At 70.2% G+C, this 17,187-nt stretch carries 14 protein-coding genes and 1 tRNA gene; 4 read left to right on the plus strand and 11 right to left on the minus strand.

Annotation, left to right across the window (positions count from 1 at the left end; translation table 11 throughout):
* Positions 1-55 precede the first annotated feature (55 nt).
* Positions 56-751: a hypothetical protein gene (locus ACIO3R_RS23370; protein WP_385027900.1), complete on the plus strand. Its 696-nt coding sequence runs from the start codon at positions 56-58 to the stop codon at positions 749-751.
* Between the two features lie 279 nt (positions 752-1,030).
* Positions 1,031-1,116: transfer RNA gene (locus ACIO3R_RS23375), tRNA-Ser, on the plus strand.
* Positions 1,117-1,133: 17 nt separating this feature from the next.
* On the opposite strand, the gene ACIO3R_RS23380 is transcribed toward ACIO3R_RS23375, so the two are convergent.
* The 9 genes from ACIO3R_RS23380 to ACIO3R_RS23420 form a co-directional block, all read right to left on the minus strand.
* Positions 1,134-1,940 carry an HAD family hydrolase gene (locus ACIO3R_RS23380; RefSeq protein WP_385027825.1) on the minus strand — a complete coding sequence of 269 codons (807 nt, stop codon included), beginning with the start codon at positions 1,938-1,940 and terminating at the stop codon, positions 1,134-1,136.
* A complete protein-coding gene (gene serS, locus ACIO3R_RS23385; protein WP_385027822.1) occupies positions 1,937-3,226 on the minus strand; it encodes a serine--tRNA ligase in 1,290 nt (429 codons plus the stop codon). Before serS ends, ACIO3R_RS23380 begins: the two co-directional genes overlap by 4 nt.
* A gap of 621 nt (positions 3,227-3,847) precedes the next feature.
* On the minus strand, positions 3,848-4,783 hold the full coding sequence (gene pheA / locus ACIO3R_RS23390) for a prephenate dehydratase (protein WP_385027819.1): 936 nt from the start codon (positions 4,781-4,783) through the stop codon (positions 3,848-3,850).
* A 59-nt stretch (positions 4,784-4,842) separates the two neighbouring features.
* Positions 4,843-6,138 carry an iron uptake transporter deferrochelatase/peroxidase subunit gene (efeB, locus tag ACIO3R_RS23395; RefSeq protein ID WP_402108424.1) on the minus strand — a complete coding sequence of 432 codons (1,296 nt, stop codon included), beginning with the start codon at positions 6,136-6,138 and terminating at the stop codon, positions 4,843-4,845.
* 161 nt (positions 6,139-6,299) lie between these two features.
* Entirely contained in the window at positions 6,300-8,324 is a 2,025-nt protein-coding gene (locus ACIO3R_RS23400; protein ID WP_402108349.1) for a copper resistance CopC/CopD family protein, read from the minus strand.
* A 14-nt stretch (positions 8,325-8,338) separates the two neighbouring features.
* A complete protein-coding gene (locus ACIO3R_RS23405; RefSeq protein WP_363022961.1) occupies positions 8,339-8,788 on the minus strand; it encodes a copper chaperone PCu(A)C in 450 nt (149 codons plus the stop codon).
* The gene (locus ACIO3R_RS23410; protein ID WP_385027813.1) at positions 8,785-9,438 is read right to left on the minus strand and encodes an SCO family protein; all 654 of its coding nucleotides are present in this window, start codon (positions 9,436-9,438) and stop codon (positions 8,785-8,787) included. The genes ACIO3R_RS23405 and ACIO3R_RS23410 overlap by 4 nt, the downstream gene beginning before the upstream one ends.
* A 102-nt stretch (positions 9,439-9,540) precedes the next feature.
* The gene (locus tag ACIO3R_RS23415) at positions 9,541-10,275 is read right to left on the minus strand and encodes a YcnI family protein (protein WP_385027810.1); all 735 of its coding nucleotides are present in this window, start codon (positions 10,273-10,275) and stop codon (positions 9,541-9,543) included.
* Between the two features lie 164 nt (positions 10,276-10,439).
* Positions 10,440-11,258 carry a hypothetical protein gene (locus ACIO3R_RS23420; RefSeq protein WP_385027807.1) on the minus strand — a complete coding sequence of 273 codons (819 nt, stop codon included), beginning with the start codon at positions 11,256-11,258 and terminating at the stop codon, positions 10,440-10,442.
* 258 nt (positions 11,259-11,516) lie between these two features.
* On the opposite strand from ACIO3R_RS23420, the gene ACIO3R_RS23425 reads away from it, so the two are divergent.
* Entirely contained in the window at positions 11,517-12,200 is a 684-nt protein-coding gene (locus ACIO3R_RS23425; protein ID WP_402108353.1) for an ATP-binding protein, read from the plus strand.
* 50 nt (positions 12,201-12,250) lie between these two features.
* Here the strand turns inward: ACIO3R_RS23425 and ACIO3R_RS23430 are convergent, their stop codons facing one another.
* Positions 12,251-13,714 carry an aminopeptidase P family protein gene (locus tag ACIO3R_RS23430; RefSeq protein ID WP_402108356.1) on the minus strand — a complete coding sequence of 488 codons (1,464 nt, stop codon included), beginning with the start codon at positions 13,712-13,714 and terminating at the stop codon, positions 12,251-12,253.
* A gap of 169 nt (positions 13,715-13,883) precedes the next feature.
* Complete coding sequence (locus tag ACIO3R_RS23435) at positions 13,884-15,254, minus strand: PP2C family protein-serine/threonine phosphatase (RefSeq protein WP_402108358.1); 1,371 nt, start codon at positions 15,252-15,254, stop codon at positions 13,884-13,886.
* A 598-nt stretch (positions 15,255-15,852) separates the two neighbouring features.
* Between ACIO3R_RS23435 and ACIO3R_RS23440 the strand changes: the two genes are divergently transcribed.
* Positions 15,853-16,563: a bifunctional DNA primase/polymerase gene (locus tag ACIO3R_RS23440; protein WP_385027796.1), complete on the plus strand. Its 711-nt coding sequence runs from the start codon at positions 15,853-15,855 to the stop codon at positions 16,561-16,563.
* The last annotated feature ends 624 nt before the right edge of the window (positions 16,564-17,187 follow it).

Raw genomic sequence — 17,187 nt, forward strand, 5'->3', positions numbered from 1 at the left:
TGAGCCCGGGGAGAGGGCCGTCCCCCCGTCGCTTTCACGATCGGAAGGCATGCTCATGCCCACGGAAATCGCCCTGCTCGAATCGCGCGCGCTGCGCGTCGAGCAGATGGAGCGCGTCGACGCTCTCGACAAGGTGAAGAGCCTTGTCATGCTCCCGGACGGAATCCATGTCCGCACCGAGGACGTGGCCCGGTACTTCGAAGTATCCACAGCCTCGGTCAGGAGGCTCACCGATCGCCATCAGAGCGAGCTCATCGAGAATGGGATGCGAGTGCTGCGCGGCTCTGATCTGCGCTCTTTCCATAGCGACATGATGTCGCTATGGGGAGATGAGCAGGCGGAAAGTTATCCACAGGCGGCCACGCAGCTCCGTATCCACACCCGCAGGACCGTCCTCAACGTCGCGATGCTGCTCCGCGACAGCGACATCGCGCGCTGCGTCCGTACGTACCTTCTCGACGCCGAGCAGGACCTGCGGGCGGGATACGCCTCGCTCGAACACCGCGTCACCCGGGTCGAAAGCTGCCTGGCCGGAGTCGGCACCGCTCTCCAGGAACTGGGGCCCGTCCTCAGCCGGATGTCGTTCCGGCTCGACAGCCTCGACCGGAGGCTCGAGGTCACCCAGCAGGTGGTCGGCGCCATGAGCGTGCGGCTGGGCGGGGTGTCCGAGGACATCGTCCGGCTCGACGAGAGGATGGACGAGCTGGTGCGCGGGCTGAAGGATCTGAGCCGCCGCAACAGGAGCCGCTGAGACCCCTGATGTCCGGTGCCACGCGGCACCGCCGCCCGTAAATGGGTGGCACCGGGCATCGGGTGCGCGGCACAGTAGGCGGTACGGCACCCGCCGGGAACGGCACCACAGACCGGGAGAGGAGCGCGGCGATGACCGAGAGTCCGAGTCCGTCGAGCTCCCGGCAGAGCGTGCCCGAGCGGGCCGCGAAGTAGTCATCAGGGACTGCTCCGCCGAGCCGCTTCGCGCAGCACGCCGGGGCGGCCGCTTCCCGCGCATCGCGCGCGGCCGCCCTTCCCCGGAGGATTGGCCGAGTGGTAAGGCAGCGGCTTGCTAAGCCGTCGTCGGGGAAAACCCCCGCGCGCGTTCGATCCGCGCATCCTCCGCCTCGGGCAGCCGGCCCCTAAGACTGCTGGAGCAACTGCTCCAGCACCACGGCGATCCCGTCGTCCTCGTTCGACGCGGTGACCTCGTGGGCCACGGCCTTGAGATCCTCGTGCGCGTTGGCCATCGCCACACCGTGCCGTGACCAGGCGAACATCGGGATGTCGTTCGGCATGTCACCGAAGGCGATCGTGTCCGCCGCCTTCACACCCAGCCGGCGCGCGGCCAGCGAGAGGCCGGTGGCCTTGCTGAGCCCGAGCGGCAGGATCTCCACGACCCCGGGGCCGGCCATGACCACGTCGACCAGATTGCCGACCGCCGCTCGCGCGGCCTTCGCCAGTGCGTCGTCGTCCAGATCCGGGTGCTGGACGTACACCTTGTTGAGCGGGGCTGCCCACATCTCGGCCGGGTCCTGCACGAAGAGGGCCGGCAGCGGACCCTCCTGCACGCGGTAGCCCGGACCGACCAGCACCTCGCCGTCCAGCCCGTCGCGGCTGGCCGCCAGCGCCAGCGGACCGACCTCCGCCTCGATCTTGGACAGTGCGAGACCGGCGAGCTGCCGGTCCAGCGTCAGCGAGGTCAGCAGCTTGTGCTCGCCCGCGTGGTAGACCTGTGCGCCCTGGCCGCAGACCGCGAGGCCCTCGTAGCCCAGGTCGTCCAGGATGTGCCGGGTCCACGGGACCGCCCGGCCGGTGACGATGATGTGCGCGGCGCCGGCCGCGGTGACCGCGGCCAGTGCCTCACGCGTGCGCCCGGAGACCGTGTCATCCCCGCGCAGCAGGGTCCCGTCGAGGTCGGTCGCGACGAGCTTGTAGGGGAAGGTCACTTGGCGACCGGCTCCAGGACCTCACGCCCGCCCAGGTACGGACGGAGCACCTCGGGCACCCGTACCGAACCGTCGGCCAGCTGGTGGTTCTCCAGGATCGCCACGATGGTGCGCGGCACGGCGCAGAGCGTGCCGTTCAGCGTGGACAGCGGCTGGAGCACCTTCTTGCCGTCGCGGGTGTCACGCATCCGGACGGAGAGCCGGCGGGCCTGGAAACCGTCGCAGTTGGACGCGGAGGTCAGCTCGCGGTACTTGCCCTGGGTCGGGATCCACGCCTCGCAGTCGAACTTCCTGGAGGCCGAGGCCCCCAGGTCGCCGGTGGCGACATCGATCACCTGGAAGGGCAGCCCGAGAGCGGTGAGCCACTGCTTCTCCCAGTCCAGCAGGCGCTGGTGCTCGGCCTGGGCGTCCGCCGGGTCGACGTAGGAGAACATCTCGACCTTGTCGAACTGGTGGACCCGGAAGATGCCACGGGTGTCCTTGCCGTACGTACCGGCCTCGCGGCGGAAGCACGGCGAGAAGCCGGCGTAGCGCAGCGGCAGCTTGTCCGCGTCGATGATCTCGTCCATGTGGTACGCCGCGAGCGGTACCTCGGAGGTGCCGACCAGGTAGAAGTCGTCCTTCTCCAGGTGGTACACGTTCTCCGAGGCCTGGCCGAGGAAGCCGGTGCCCTCCATGGCGCGCGGGCGGACCAGCGCCGGGGTGAGCATCGGGATGAAGCCGGCCTCGGTGGCCTGGGCGATCGCCGCGTTCACGAGGGCGAGCTCCAGCAGTGCGCCGACGCCCGTCAGGTAGTAGAAGCGCGAGCCGGACACCTTGGCGCCGCGCTCCATGTCGATCGCGCCGAGCGCCTCGCCGAGCTCCAGGTGGTCCTTGGGCTCGAAGCCCTCGGCGCCGAAGTCGCGGATGGTGCCGTGCGTCTCCAGGACGACGAAGTCCTCCTCGCCGCCGACCGGCACGTCCGCGTGGACGATGTTGCCGAGCCGCAGCAGCAGGGACTTGGTCTCCTCGTCGGCCTCACCCTGCGTCGCGTCGGCCGCCTTGACGTCGGCCTTGAGCTGCTCAGCCTTCTTCAGGAGCTCGGCGCGCTCCTCCGGAGAGGCCTTGGGGATGAGCTTGCCGAGCGATTTCTGCTCGGAACGGAGTTCGTCGAACCGAACCCCGGACGACCTGCGCCGCTCGTCGGCGGAGAGAAGGGCGTCGACGAGTGCGACGTCCTCTCCACGGGCGCGCTGGGAGGCGCGAACACGGTCGGGGTCCTCACGAAGCAGGCGAAGGTCAATCACCCCTCCAGGCTACCGGTGTCGGCTTCCGTAGCTCGAACCGATATGGACAAGCGTGTCACTTTGCCCGAATTGCCGGTATTGGTAATGCTGGGGAGGAATCCGTGGTGGGCGTTTGGACGGTGGCGTCAATAAAGAGGCCCTATTCCCCTAAATGGGGCGGATGGGTTCATGGGTCTTGACGTATCAGCCTTGCCCGGAAGGCGAGTTGGCCGTCGCTTGTCCACAGGGAGGAGTGGTTCTCAAAAGTTATCCACAGGCTGTGAGGAAGATCTGTGGACATGGAGGAGATCATTCCGAAAGTGGCGCGAAGGCTCACGGAATCCCGCTTCAAACCCGCCCTGCACGCTCGTTCGGGTGGGAATTGCTCGCTCTAAAGAGTTGATCAATGGAATTGGGGTGACAGCTGACGTCCTGCCGGCCTGTGGATGGGTCTGAGCGGACTGGGGCGATTTGTCGACCATGTCGCGTTGCGGTGTCGACTTGTCCCCAGGTCGAGACTCGCCCCTGTGGATAACTTTTCCTGTGGTGACAATCCGCTGATCGCACCGGAAGAGCGGGCACGTGGAAGAGCGCGGAAGGGCAGGGGCCCGAGGGCGTACGGGTGCGACAGGCCGAGGGCCGTCAGGCACGCCCATCCTGGCTACGGGCCAGCCAGTCCGAGGCCACCGTGAACTCCGCGTCCGACGTACCCGCACGCAACGGGCGCACCTCCGCCGGCGTCACTCCGGCCCGCGGGTACGAGCCGAGGAAGCGGACGTTCGGGCAGATCCGCTTGAGCCCCATCAGCGCCTCGCCCACCCGGCGGTCGGAGATATGCCCCTCGGCGTCCACCGCGAAGCAGTAGTTCCCGATGCCCGCGCCCGTCGGCCGGGACTGGATCAGCATCAGGTTCACCCCGCGCACCGCGAACTCCTGGAGCAGTTCGAGCAGCGCACCGGGATGGTCGTCGCCCAGCCAGATGACCACCGACGTCTTGTCCGCACCGGTCGGCGCCGCCGGCCGGGCCGGGCGGCCCACCAGCACGAAACGGGTCTGGGCGTTCTCCGCGTCGTGGATCTCGGTCACCAGCGGTTCGAGCCCGTACGTCGCCGCGGCGAACTCACCCGCGAAGGCGGCGTCGTACCGCCCCTCCTGCACGAGCCGCGCACCGTCCGCGTTGGACGCCGCCGACTCCCATACGGCCTGCGGGAGATGGGCGGCCATCCAGTTGCGCACCTGCGGCTGTGCGGCCGGGTGAGCGGTGACCGTCTTGACGTCGGACAGCTTGGTACCGGGGCGTACGAGCAGCGCGAAGGTGATGGAGAGCAGCACCTCGCGGTAGATCATCAGCGGTTCACCGCTGGTCAGCTGGTCGAGGGTGGTGGTGATGCCGCCCTCGACGGAGTTCTCGATCGGGACGAGCGCCGCAGCGGCCGTGCCGTTCCGCACCGCGTCCAGGGCCGCCGGCACGGAGACCATCGGGACGAGCTCACGAGTGGCGGCTTCCGGGAGCGTACGGAGGGCGACCTCGGTGAAGGTGCCTTCGGGGCCGAGATAGGCGTAGCGCGTGGCGGACATACCGTCACCCTAATGCGCCGTGATGGCTCAGGACTCCAGGACCAACGCGCCGTACCGGCTCAGGACTCCAGCAACCGCTGGCCCACGTACTCCCCGGCCGCCGCACCGCCCGGCACCGCGAAGAGGCCGCTCGCCTCGTGCCGGAGGAACGGCGACAGGGCGTCTCCCCGGTCGAGTTTGCGCTGCACCGGCACGAAGCCCCGCAGCGGATCCGCCTGCCAGCAGATGAACAGCAGTCCGGCGTCCGGGGTGCCGTCCGCGGCGATGCCGTCGTGGTACGAGAACGGGCGGCGGAGCATGGCCGCTCCGCTGTTGCGCTCGGGGGAGGAGATCCGGGCGTGTGCGTTGTCGGGGATCAGGAGTTTGCCGTCGGGGCCCGCCTTGTCGAGATCCATGTCGGTGGTCTCTGTGCCGCCGCTCAGGGGGGCGCCGTCCGCCTTGCGCCTGCCGATGACCCGTTCCTGACGCTCGACCGGGAGCTTCTCCCAGTCGTCGAGCAGCATCCTGATCCGCCGGACGACCGCGTACGAGCCGCCGGCCAGCCATTCGTACGTCGCGTCACCGGCGCCGGACGGGACGAAGACACGACGGTCGAAGTCGCTGTCGGCCGGTTTCGGGTTACCGGTGCCGTCGATCTGGCCCATCAGATTGCGGGCGGTCATCGGCTTGGCGGTGGCTCCGGGGGTGCGGTTGAAGCCGTTCATCTGCCAGCGCACGGTGGCCGTCGAACCGGCCTCCTTCTGTACGGCCCGCAGCGCGTGGAACGTGACGAGTGCGTCGTCGGCGCCGATCTGCACCCAGAGATCGCCGTTGGAGCGGGCGCTGTCGAGGTGGTCGGCGGAGAACGGTGGCAGCGGGTCGAGCCCCGGTGGCCGACGGCCGACCAGGCCCGTGCGTTCGAAGAATGTGGCCCCGAAGCCGAAGGTGACGGTCAGCGAGGACGGCCCGGCATCCAGCGCGATGCCGGTGTCGTGCCCCGTGCCGTCCGCCGCGCCACCGGCGGTGGGCTCGCCGGCCATCAGCCGCTGCGCGACCGTGGACCAGCGGCGCATCAGGGCGGCCGCCTCCTTCCGGCCCGCACCGGGGGCCAGGTCGAAGGCGATGAGATGGCCGCTCGCCTGGAGCGGGGTGGTGATCCCCGGCTGATGTTTCCCGTGAAACATCACCTCGGAGGAGCCGACGGAGGTCAGCGCGGTCGGCGCCTCGTCCCGCGTCGCGGCGTAGCCGGCCGCACCGCCCGCCGCCCCGAGCACCAGCCCGGTTGCCCCGGCCACGCCCGCGGTGCCGAGCAGCCGTCGCCGGGAGAGGGTACCGGCGGTCCCGGGACCGCCGGCGGGTGAGCCGGTTCCGTTGATTGCGCTGCCTGAACCCTTCGAGCTGCCTGAGCCTTTCGAGCTGCTGGAAGTACGCGAGCTGCTGGAACCTTTCGAGCTGCTGGAAGTACGCGAGCTGCTTGAGGCGTCCGAGGGGTTCGAAGTGTTTGAAGTGTTTGAAGGGTTTCCGTTCACGATCCTGCTCAGCCGATCTTCACGTTCTTGTCGACCGTCGTCTGGTCGATGTCCGACGTCCGCACGGTGGCCGAGACGTTCCAGTCGCCCGCGATCGGGATCTGGACGCCGGTGGCTGTCCAGTGCCCCTCGGTCAGCCGGACCGGGACCACCGGAAGGGGGCCGATGTCCTTGGACTTCAGGGTGAGGGCGAGCTTCACCTCGGGGACGTCCATGGCCTTCCCGCCGGCGTCGTCGATCCAGAGGTGGAGCACGTTGGTCCCGGTACGGCCGGGGTCGATGTCCATCCGGACCGTGCCCTTGCCGTTCTTGCCGCCGGTGTCGAAGGGCAGCGTGAGGTTGACGGGACCGCTCGCCGCGGGGGCGGCGGCCGCGCTGGACGTACGGGCCGCCTCCTCCTCGGTACGGCCGGGCTCGGTCGAGGTCAGGATGGTGGTCACCGCCAGCAGGGCCACCGCGACGCCGACTTCGGCCAGCACCGAGCGGCGGAGGCCGGAGCGCTCTGGGTCGGCATCACGCACCCTCTTCTTCTCGGCGGTTGCCACGGCGGCCTGCTGGCGGGCGAGCTGAACGGCCCGCGCCGGGTCCTGCGACTCCGACTCCGGCTTCGGCGTGGGCGTGGCCGTGGCCGTGGCCGTGGCCGTGGGCGTGGGCGTGGGCGTGGACAGGGCCTCGGCGGTGGCCTCGGTCTCGGCCTCCGCCACCGGCGCCGCAGCCGTCACAGCCGTCTCGTCCGTCGCCTTTGCCCCCGTGTCGGTCGCCAGCCTTCCCGTCCACCGGCGTGAGAACGACGCGACCCCGACGAGGACCGCGACGAGCCCCACCTTCACCAGCAGCAGCTGCCCGTACCCGGTATCGGTGAGCGCGGACCAGGAGCCGAGCTGACGCCAGGACTGGTAGATCCCGGTGGCGGCGACCACGAGGACACTGCCGAACGCGATCCGGGAGAAGCGTCGTACGGCGTCGGCGGTGACGTCAGGGGTGCGGTACAGCGCGACCAGCAGGGCCGCGAGTCCGCCCAGCCAGGTCGCCACGGCCAGCAGGTGGAGCACGTCGACGGGCATGGCGATCCCCGGCTGGATGCCGGTCGACGCGTGCTCGGCGAGGGCCCACGTCCCGGCGATCCCGGCGGCGATGACCGCGCCGCCGATGGCGAGGCCGAAGGTGAGGTCCTTCTTCTCGCGCTCGTCCTCGCGCTTCGCGTACGCCCCGAACAGCACGGCGACGAACAGCGCACTGGCGCCGAGCAGCAGCAGCCGGGAGACGAGTGCGGCGCCGGGTTTCGTGTCGAGGACCGCCTTCAGCCCGTCGAGGTCGAAGGCGTCCGCGAGCTTTCCGGAACCGGTGTACGGGTTGCGCAGCAGCAGCATGGCGAGCGTGGCCGCGGTGATGGTCATCCAGCCGCGCACCACGAGGCGTTGCAGCGGGCGCGCGCCCGCCCCGCGCTGCCAGCAGGCCAGCACGAAGGCGGCGCCGCCCGCGAGCACGATGAAGCCGGCGTACGCGGCGTAGCGCGCGATCCCGTAGAGGGTGCCGACGAGGCCGCCCCCGGCCTCGTTGTCCGGGAGGGCGACGCTGGTCTCCGAGGGGGCGCCGATGGAGAAGGTGAAGGCACCGGAGACCGGATGGCTGTCGGCGGAGACGGCCTGCCAGGCGACGGTGTACGTGCCGTCGGGGAGACCGGTGTGCAGGGCGACGCCGTATTTCACGGTGGAGCCGCTGTGCAGATCGAGCGGGGCGGCCTCGGTGTCGGCGCGCTTGCCGTTGGGGTCCAGGATCCGGATGGAGCCCTCGCCCACGGCGACCTGCTCGGAGAAGGTCAGCGTGACCTGCTTGGGTGCGGTGTCGACCACCGCCCCGTCCTGCGGATCGCTCCCGGTGAGCGCGGCGTGAGCCGACGCGGGACCCGCGACCGCCAGCAGCAGACCGAACACCACGCCGACGAGAGCGGCGAGGAGCCCGGCCGCTGCGAGCGGCCGGCGTATGGCGGATACGGACGGGGGCGGCCCGAAGTGCGGGGCGGTGGCTGTCATGGTCTGTCAGTCCCTCACTGCTTCTTCGGGTTGTGGGTGGTCTCCTTCACGGGAAGGTCGATCCTGATGGGATCGGCCTTCTCGAAGTGCAGCTCCATGGACACCTTCTCGCCTTGTTTGGGCTGCTGCTTGAGCTTCATGAACATGATGTGGTTTCCACCGCGTTCCAGGTCCAGCTCGCCGCCCGCGGGCACCGCGAAGGACGTCACCATGCGCATCGCCTGGTTCTTCGTCTCGTGGATCGTGACGTCGTCCGAGAGCGGGCTGGTGACGGAGGTGAGCCGGTCGGAACTGCCGCCGCTGTTCTGCACGACGAGGAAGGCGGCCGCCATGTCGTTGACGGGCTGCGGCATGAACGCGCCGATGACCTTCAGCTCCGGCTCGCTGCCCGGGGAGGAGCACCCCGCCAGTGTCAGACCCGTGGAGAGGGCCAGGACGCCGGCGAGGGTGGTGCGGCGGTTCACGGCTTCTCCCCCTTGATGATCTTGGGGAGGTCCTTGGTGTAGTCGTCGGGCGTGGTGTCCTCGCTGTACAGCACGTACCCCTTGTCGGTCTTCGGGGAGAACGCCATGACCTGCGAGCCGTGCATCGAGACGATGGTGCCGTCCTTCTCCTTCTTCGGCGCGTCGATACCGATGCCCATCTGCCGGGCGCCCGCCTGGATGGTGGGGAAGTCGCCGGTGAGACCGGTGAAGGACGGGTCCTGGGACTTGAGCCAGCTGCCCAGCGAGGACGGGGTGTCCCGCTCCGGGTCGGTCGTGACGAAGACGACCTGGAGCTTGTCCCGGTCGGCCTCGGGGAGCGACTTCTTGGCGATCGCGATGTTGCTCATGATGAGCGGGCAGACGTCGGGGCAGTTGGTGTAGCCGAAGTAGACGAGCGTCGGCTTGCCCTTGGTCTTCTCGCGCAGGTCGTACTTCTTGCCGTGGGTGTCGGTCAGGACGAGGTTCGGCTTGGTGAACGGATCGTCCAGCACCGTCGCGGCCTTGGTCTTCGTCTCCGTCGAGACGTCGGCGATCGGCTTCTTGCTGTCGTTGTCACTGCCGCCGCAGGCGGACAGGGTGAGCGTGGCCGCGGCGACGAGCGCCGCGGCCAGCACAGACTTCTTAACCATGGAGCACTGATTCCTGATGGGTCGGTGAGGCGGGTGGGTCGGTGGGGCGGGTGGGGCTTTAGGGCCCGTGGGGCTTGTGGTTCTTTTGGGGCTTGTGGAGGGTCAGGCGGTGCGCCGACGCCCGGCCAGGACGCCGAAGGCGACACCGGCGACGCCGATGACGATGCCGACGATGCCGAGGACGCGGGCCGTGGTGTCGCTGGAGGAGGACGCCGAAGCCGTCGTCGTCTCGTCCTTCGTCTGGTCCGCGGCAGCGTTCTTGTCGTCGGATCCGGCGGCCGCGGCGCCGTGCGCGTCATCGGTGGCAGCCGTCAGCTTGAGGACCGGAGCGGGGCTCTCGGGCTCTTCCGCCCCGTCCTTCTGCTCCTCGATCCAGCGGACGACTTCCTTGTTGTCGTACGTCTGGACGGCCTTGAACACCAGCTGGTCGGCGTTCTCGGGGAGCTGGCCGACCGAGAGCGGGAACTGCTGGAAGCGGCCGGGCTCGATCTTGCCGCCGTCGGCGGTCCAGGTGACCTTGGAGACGGCCTCGTTGATCTTCTTGCCGTGCATGTCGAGCGGCTTGGCCAGCTTGCTCGTGGTGACGTCGATCTTCCAGCCGGGGATCGCCTGCGGCTGGACGGAGGCCAGGGGGTGGTCGGTCGGGAAGTTGACCTCGAGCTTGGTCGTCGCGGCGTCGTCGCGCTCGTTCGGGACCTTGAAGTTGATGACGGCGTAACCGCCCTTGGCGGCCTCGCCCTGCGGCTGGACGCTGACGTGGGCGGAGGCCGTACCGGCGAGGATCAGCACGGTGGACGCGGCGACGCCGCCGGCGAGGGCGATGCGGGAAACGTTCATGTCAGGGATCACTCCACAAAGCACGAAGGAAAGGTGCTCCGCCGCGCGGGTGCGCGACGGCATCGCGACACCTCTTCCCTCACGAGCGGCATGTGCGCGCCGGCCGCACCGGCACCGGAGAGGTGCCCGCGAGGGGCGCGTGCATCGAGGAGGAGGGCGTCGCGTCAGGCTGCGAGAGCGAATACGGGCGGGGGCCCGCGCCTGATCACCATGTGCTGCAAGGGGTCCCCGGTGGCCGGGGCCGGTGCGTCCACGGCCGTACGCGGGATGCGCGGCCCGTTCGTCGGCCCGCCCGGAAGACCGGCGCGCAGGGCGGACACGAGGACGAGTGCCGCCCGCAGCGCCCGCAGCCGGGCTCCGGCCGCGATCTGCTGGGCGCCGTGCGCCGACAGCCGGGCGAGCCGGAACAGGGCGACCTCGCCGCGCCGCAGCAGCCAGCCGGTGGCCAGCGCCGCCAACAGGTGACCGAGCAGCATGGGCAGGCTGGGGAACATTCCGGCGAGGCCGGCCGCTCCGGTGCCGAGCATGGCGTCGGACGGGGCGGCGGCCATGTGCTGATGGGCCTGCGCGGTCACCGACGCCGGGTCGATGCCCGCCGTGGTGACGATGCGGTGGGCATCGGCGGCGTTCAACTGCGCCGGGCCCGCGCCGCAGACGAGGCTTGCCGCGAACCGGATCAGCGAGTCGTCGCCGGCCGCGGGCTGCGGCGTCGCGGCGTGCGTACCGGCACCGAAGAGCGTGTGCAGTGCGATCTGTCCGCCGGCCAGGGCCGCGGCGATCGACGGCAGCGAGCGCTCGCGTCCGGCCAGTGCCACCGCCACCGCGAGAATCCCGAGGAAGCCGGCGAGCAGGGTCCACCCGGGCACCGCCGCGCAGGAGGCCAGTGCGTGTCCGGCCGCGGACAACGCGACGCAGACCGCGGCGAACACCGCGGCCCTCAAGAGCCGCAGACCGGCTCCGGCGCGTCCCACAGACCTAGACATGGCCGGGTCATCATCGCACTGCGCCCCCGGCCGCCGTACGGCAGGTCCGGAAGGTCACCTTCCACCCGATTGGCTGCGGGCCGGGCTGTTGGGGATGGTTGCGGACGGGGTAGGAGCTGCTTTGTGGGCCGGGCATGCACAGGTGTGGCGAGCCCGGGTATCCGCCGAATGAGCGGTCTCACATCCCGTCCGTGCTTACGAACGGCATCGGGCGGCAATACGTATCGGTATGTCGAGCCGCAGCCAGGAGGCTGGAGCATGAGCATTTGGTGGTCACTCCATCTGCGGCGCGAAGCTGCGAGCGTTCCGCTCGCCCGTCGTTTCCTGCTCGGCACCATGGAATCCGCGGGCGTGGACCCGGACATCTCCTTCGACCTGTCGGTCGCGCTCAGCGAGGCCTGCGCGAACGCCGTCGAGCACGGCGGGGCCCAGGGGGGCCCGGACGATGCCGGGGAGGACTGGGACGCGTGGGACGCCTGGGAAGAGCCGTCCGGTACGGCCTGCGGGCAGTACCGGGTCACCGCATATCTGGACGGCGAGAAATGCCGTATCGAGGTCGCCGATTCAGGTCCCGGCTTCCCCGCCCGCCGCACACTTCGCGATGCCGCACAGCAACAGCAACTGCAACAACACGAACCGCAGCACCAGCAACACGAACCGCAGCACCAACAACTTGAACCGCAGCACCAACGACATGAGACGCAGCAGTACGAGCCACAGCCGTACGAACTGCTGCAGTTCCAGTCGAAGCAGACCGGGCAGCAAGCGGGGCAGCAGGCCGGTCATCCGCCGCTCGCCGCCGAGGGCGGGCGTGGTCTCTGCCTGATCGAGCAGCTCTCCGACCACGTCCACTTCGGCAACCGGCCGGGACGCGGCGGTGCGGTGGTCAGCTTCGACAAGATCCTGAAATGGCGGGAGGGCGCCCTGCTCATGGTGTCCTGAGCGGGGCGCCCTCCGGCGCGTGTCGACGGCCCTTGACCGGCCGGCGCGGGTCAGCCCTTGAGCCGGGCCATCCAGGCCTCGACCTCGTCGGCCTGCCGCGGCAGCTTGTCCGAGAGGTTCCGGTTGCCGTCCTCGGTGACGAGGATGTCGTCCTCGATCCGGACGCCGATGCCGCGGTACTCCTCGGGGACGGTCAGGTCGTCGGCCTGGAAGTAGAGACCGGGCTCGACGGTGAGGCACACCCCGGGCTCCAGCGTGCCGTTGACGTACGACTCCGTCCGCGCGGCGGCACAGTCGTGGACGTCCATGCCGAGCATGTGACCGGTGCCGTGCAGGGTCCAGCGGCGCTGCAGACCCAGCTCCAGGACCTCGTCCACGGACCGGTCGCCGAGTAGACCCCACTCGACGAGCTTCTCGGTCAGGACGCGCTGCGCGGCGTCGTGGAAGTCACGGAAACCGGCGCCCGGCTTCACCGCCGCGATGCCGGCCACCTGCGCCTCGTACACCGCGTCGTAGATCTTCCGCTGCAGCGGCGTGAACGTGCCGTTGATCGGAAGGGTGCGGGTCACATCGGCGGTGTAGAGGTCGTTGGTCTCCACGCCGGCGTCGAGCAGCAGCAGCTCGCCGGAGCGCACCGCGCCGTCGTTGCGCACCCAGTGCAGGGTGGTGGCGTGCGGGCCCGCGGCGCAGATCGAGCCGTAGCCGATGTCGTTGCCCTCGATGCGGGCGCGAAGGAAGAACGTTCCCTCGATGTAGCGCTCGCTCGTCGCCTCGGCCTTGTCGAGGACCTTCACGACGTCCTCGAAACCGCGCGCCGTGATGTCGCAGGCCTTCGCCAGCTCGGCGATCTCGAAGGCGTCCTTGACCACGCGCGCCTCGGAGAGGAAGACCCGCAGCTCCTCGTCGCGTTCCGCCGTGACCTTGTCGCTCAGCGCGGCCTCGATGCCGGCGTCGTGACCGCGGACGTTGCGGACCGGGCCGGTGGCCTCGGTCAGCGCGGCGGGCAGCTCCCGTACGTCCTTCGCCGGGATGCCGAGCAGCTGCTCGGCCTCGGTGAGGGAGTGGCGGCGGCCGACCCACAGTTCGCCCTGGCCGTCGAGCCAGAACTCGCCGTTCTCCCGGTCCGAGCGCGGCAGCAGATAGACGGTCGCCTCGTGGCCGCCGTCCTTCGGCTCCAGGACGAGGACGCCGTCCTGGGTCTGGTCGCCGGTGAGGTACGCGTACTCGGTGGAGGCGCGGAAGGCGTACTCGGTGTCATTGGAACGGGTCTTCAGCCGGCCCGCGGGAACGACGAGCCGCTCGCCGGGGAAGCGCGCGGAGAGCGCGGCGCGGCGGTCGGCGGTGTGCCCGGCCTGAGCGATCGGCTCGAGTCCGTGCAGCTCGGTGTCGGCCCAACCGGACTTCATGCTCGCGGCGAGCTCGTCGGAGACGCCCGGGTACAGGCCGTTCTTCCGCTGCTTGACCGGCTCTGCCTCTTCGGTCTCCGGGTTCTCCGGGGTGAGCTCCTCAGACACGTTTTGTCTCTCCTTGATACGACACTGGACCCCCTCCATCGTACGGGCGTACGGAAGGGGGCCCAGGGCCGGAAGACCTCTTACCCGGAGTGCCCGGCTCCGGCCGGGACGGCCCGGCGGCAGCGGGGCGGTGCGGCGGTGGGTGCGGCGGTGGGTGCGGCGGGGCGGCTCAGTCGAACCGCGCGGCCAGCAGGACCACGTCCTCCGTGTCGTCACCCTGCTCGGGGCCGTCGGGGAGCACGGTGCGCAGCACGTGGTCGGCGACCGACGCGGCGTCGTTGCGCAGCGCCCTGGGGACGCTCGCCGCCGCCGAGTGGAGCCGGGTGAACGCCCGGTCCATCGAGTCCCCGGCCCGGCGCAGCAGGCCGTCGGTGTACAGCAGTACGGTCTCGCCGGGCGCCGGGGCGATCTCCACGCTCGGCGCCTCCCAGCAGGCGAGCATGCCCAGCGGCGCCGACAGGGTCGTCTCGACGTACTCGGTGCGCCGGTCGCCGATGATCAGCGGCGGGGCGTGCCCGGCCCCGGCCAGCAGGATCTTGCGGCGGGCCGGTTCGCAGTAGGCGAACAGCGCGGTCGCGGAACGGGCGGGTTCGGTCAGCCGCAGCAGCAGTTCAAGATCGGAGAGTACGGCGACGGGGTCCTCTCCCTCCATCACCGCGTAGGCCCGCAGACCGGCGCGCAGTCTGCCCATCGCGGCCAGGGCGCTCGGCCCGGAGCCGCTCACCGAGCCGACGGCGAGCCCGAGCGCACCCTCCGGGAGGGCCAGCGCGTCGAACCAGTCGTTGCCGCCCTGCGGTGCGGCGTGATGGCGTACGGCCAGCTCCACGCCGGGGATCCGGGGCATCCGGCTGGGCAGCAGTTCCTCGGTGACGGTGGCGACATCGGTCCTGGCCCGCTCCAGTTCCAGCAGCCGGGCCAGGTGTTCGGCGGCGTACCCGGCGTACAGGCCCACCAGGTGGCGCTGACGCTCCAGCGGCTCGGCGGGTTCGTCGTAGAGCCAGACGGCGGCGGCGAGCCGGCCGGTCCGGTCGGTGGCGATCGGCAGGGCGTAACTGGCGGCGTAGCCGAGCCGGGCGGCGACCTCACGCCTGCGGGGGTCCAGGCCGGTGTCGCCGAGCAGATCGGGGGTGGTCAGCGGGCCTTCGGGGGTGGGCAGACCTTCCAGGACGCGTCCGTAGGAGGTGGCGCTGCGCGGCACCGTCTCGATCTGGCCGAGTTCCGCGTGGGCCAGTCCGAGGCCGATGGTGCTGACGGGGCCGCGGCGGTCGGACGGTTCGAACGCGATCAGCCCGCGGCGGGCTCCCACCAGAGCGGCTCCGGCGTCGAGCAGCTCGTGAAGTGCGTCGTCCAGGCTGTTGGTTCTGGCCAGCCGCTCGGTGAGCTCGTGCAGCGTGGTGAGGTCGGAGACCCAGCCCGCCAGACGGTCCTGGATGAAGGCACTGGGGGCGGCGGGCACCTCGGCGAGAGGCCCGTCAGTGTGCGTCGAAACCGGAACTGTGGGGTCGATTCCAGCCACTTTCGGCAGGTGCGGGGCGCTCATGGTCGCCAGCTTTCCGACTGGTGTGTTTCGTCGAATAGCATCGCAAACCCCCATGTCATTCTGCGCCGCTATCAATGCATCCACATGTACACGCACAAGTGAGGCGATGTCCAGCATTGTCCCCACGGGATTTGTGGTGTCCAAGTGATAACCAACTTGGCCAAAAAATGCACCCTGCGGCAGCTATTTGCGGTCGACTGGGTGTGCTTGGCAGGGGGTGTCCTCGGGGTGAAGTCCCGAGGGGAGCGTCATTCCGGGCATGCTGGGTACGTAATCGGTAGATGACCAGGGGCGGTTCCGACCGCCCCCGGAACCTGGCAGCGAGCCCGGACGTCCTCATCTGTGACGGCCCCGCCCCACCCCCGAGTGGCGAGGTCGTGCGCACGGACGGCAGGCGCGACACACGCCCTGCACCTCGCCACGATTTCGACTGGAACCGGCTCGATTCGGCTCAGCACAGCTCACGCTCGGTAGCGACGACCAACCCGTACCGCAGGCTCGACGAGCATGTACACACAGTGAAGTTCCGCACACGCGATGTGACGCACGCGTGGTGTGATGTGGACCCTCGGCGTTCAACGGAAAGGAACGAGCGCTCATGCGCGAGATCCTCGGAAGGCGACGCAGGCTCCGGCTCCGGGACAGGCCCGCCCAGCTCGACGCGGCCCTGACCTGTGCCACCGAGTGGCAGTGGCCGGTACTCCCGGGAGTGGGACTGCAAGCGGCCGACGGCCGCGGCGAGCGCGGCTGCGCCTGCCCCGACCCCGAGTGCGCCGTACCCGGCGCGCACCCCTTCGATCCCGGACTGCTCGCGGCGACCACCGACCCGCGGATGGTGCGCTGGTGGTGGACGAACCGGCCCACCGCGCCGGTCGTGCTGGCCACCGGCGGGCCGGCGCCGTGCGCACTGAGCCTGCCGGCCGCCGTCGGCGCCGGCGCACTGGCCGAACTCGACCGGATGGGGGTGCGGCTGGGCCCCGTGGTGGCGACGCCGACCCGGTGGTCGCTGCTGGTCGCCCCGTACACCCTCGAACGGCTCGGTGAACTGCTGCACGCCCAGGACTGGGTGCCCAGTTCGCTGCGGTTCCACGGCGAGGGCGGCTATCTCGTCCTTCCGCCGTCAGAGACGGGCACGGGGCAGGTGCGCTGGGAGCGGGCACCGGCCCGCGTCTCCCGGCTGCGGCTGACGGGTGGAGCGCCCGTCGCGGCGGCCGCCTCGCCGTGGCTGCCGGATGTGGGAGCGGTTCTGGACGCGCTGGTCGAAGCGAGCAACAGCGCGCCGGACGGTGGAAGCCGGCTCGCCTACTGACGGCCGGGCGGCGGCGGCGCAAAGCGCGACGGTGCAATAGCGTTCGGCGGTCGGCTTTCTGATGCCCCTTCCGAAATGTGTCCGAAGAATGTTCGAGCTTCTCTTTCGGGAATCGCTCGGGGTGTTGTCCCGGGCACAGTCCGGGCGTTGTTCGGGCTCGATTCGGGCGCGGTTCGGGGGCAGTTCGGGCGCCGCCCCGGTTGTTTTGCGGCCGTATTCCGGCGGAAGTCGCATTCCCGCGGGTGTTCGAAGGTTCGGATGACGACTCCGGCCACCGTCCGCGGGCGCCACCCGTTCCCCGCCCGACGCCGGGGGCCCTGCGGCTGTCCTCGGGCCCCGGGGCAGTGCGGCGTCGCTGAGGGGCGGGGTTCTGTGGGGCCGGAGCCAATCCGGTTCCGTCCGGGTCGGGTTGGCGCAGGCCCGTGGCCGATGCTTGCCCGATCGGTCGGGAGTCGTCTGGAGCCGTGGGGAGCCGTCTGGAGCCGTCGACGGCCCGGGTGGGCCGATGGCGAGGCTTGCTCCACTGGGGGGGCTCGTCCGGGGACCTGCATCAGGTCTGTGCGCGGTTCGTGCGCCGCACGGTGCGCCATGGGCGCCGTACCCGGAAATGAGGATGCCCGATCG

Origin of the sequence: Streptomyces sp. NPDC087428, assembly GCF_044744085.1 — a bacterium.
GTDB lineage: Bacteria > Actinomycetota > Actinomycetes > Streptomycetales > Streptomycetaceae > Streptomyces.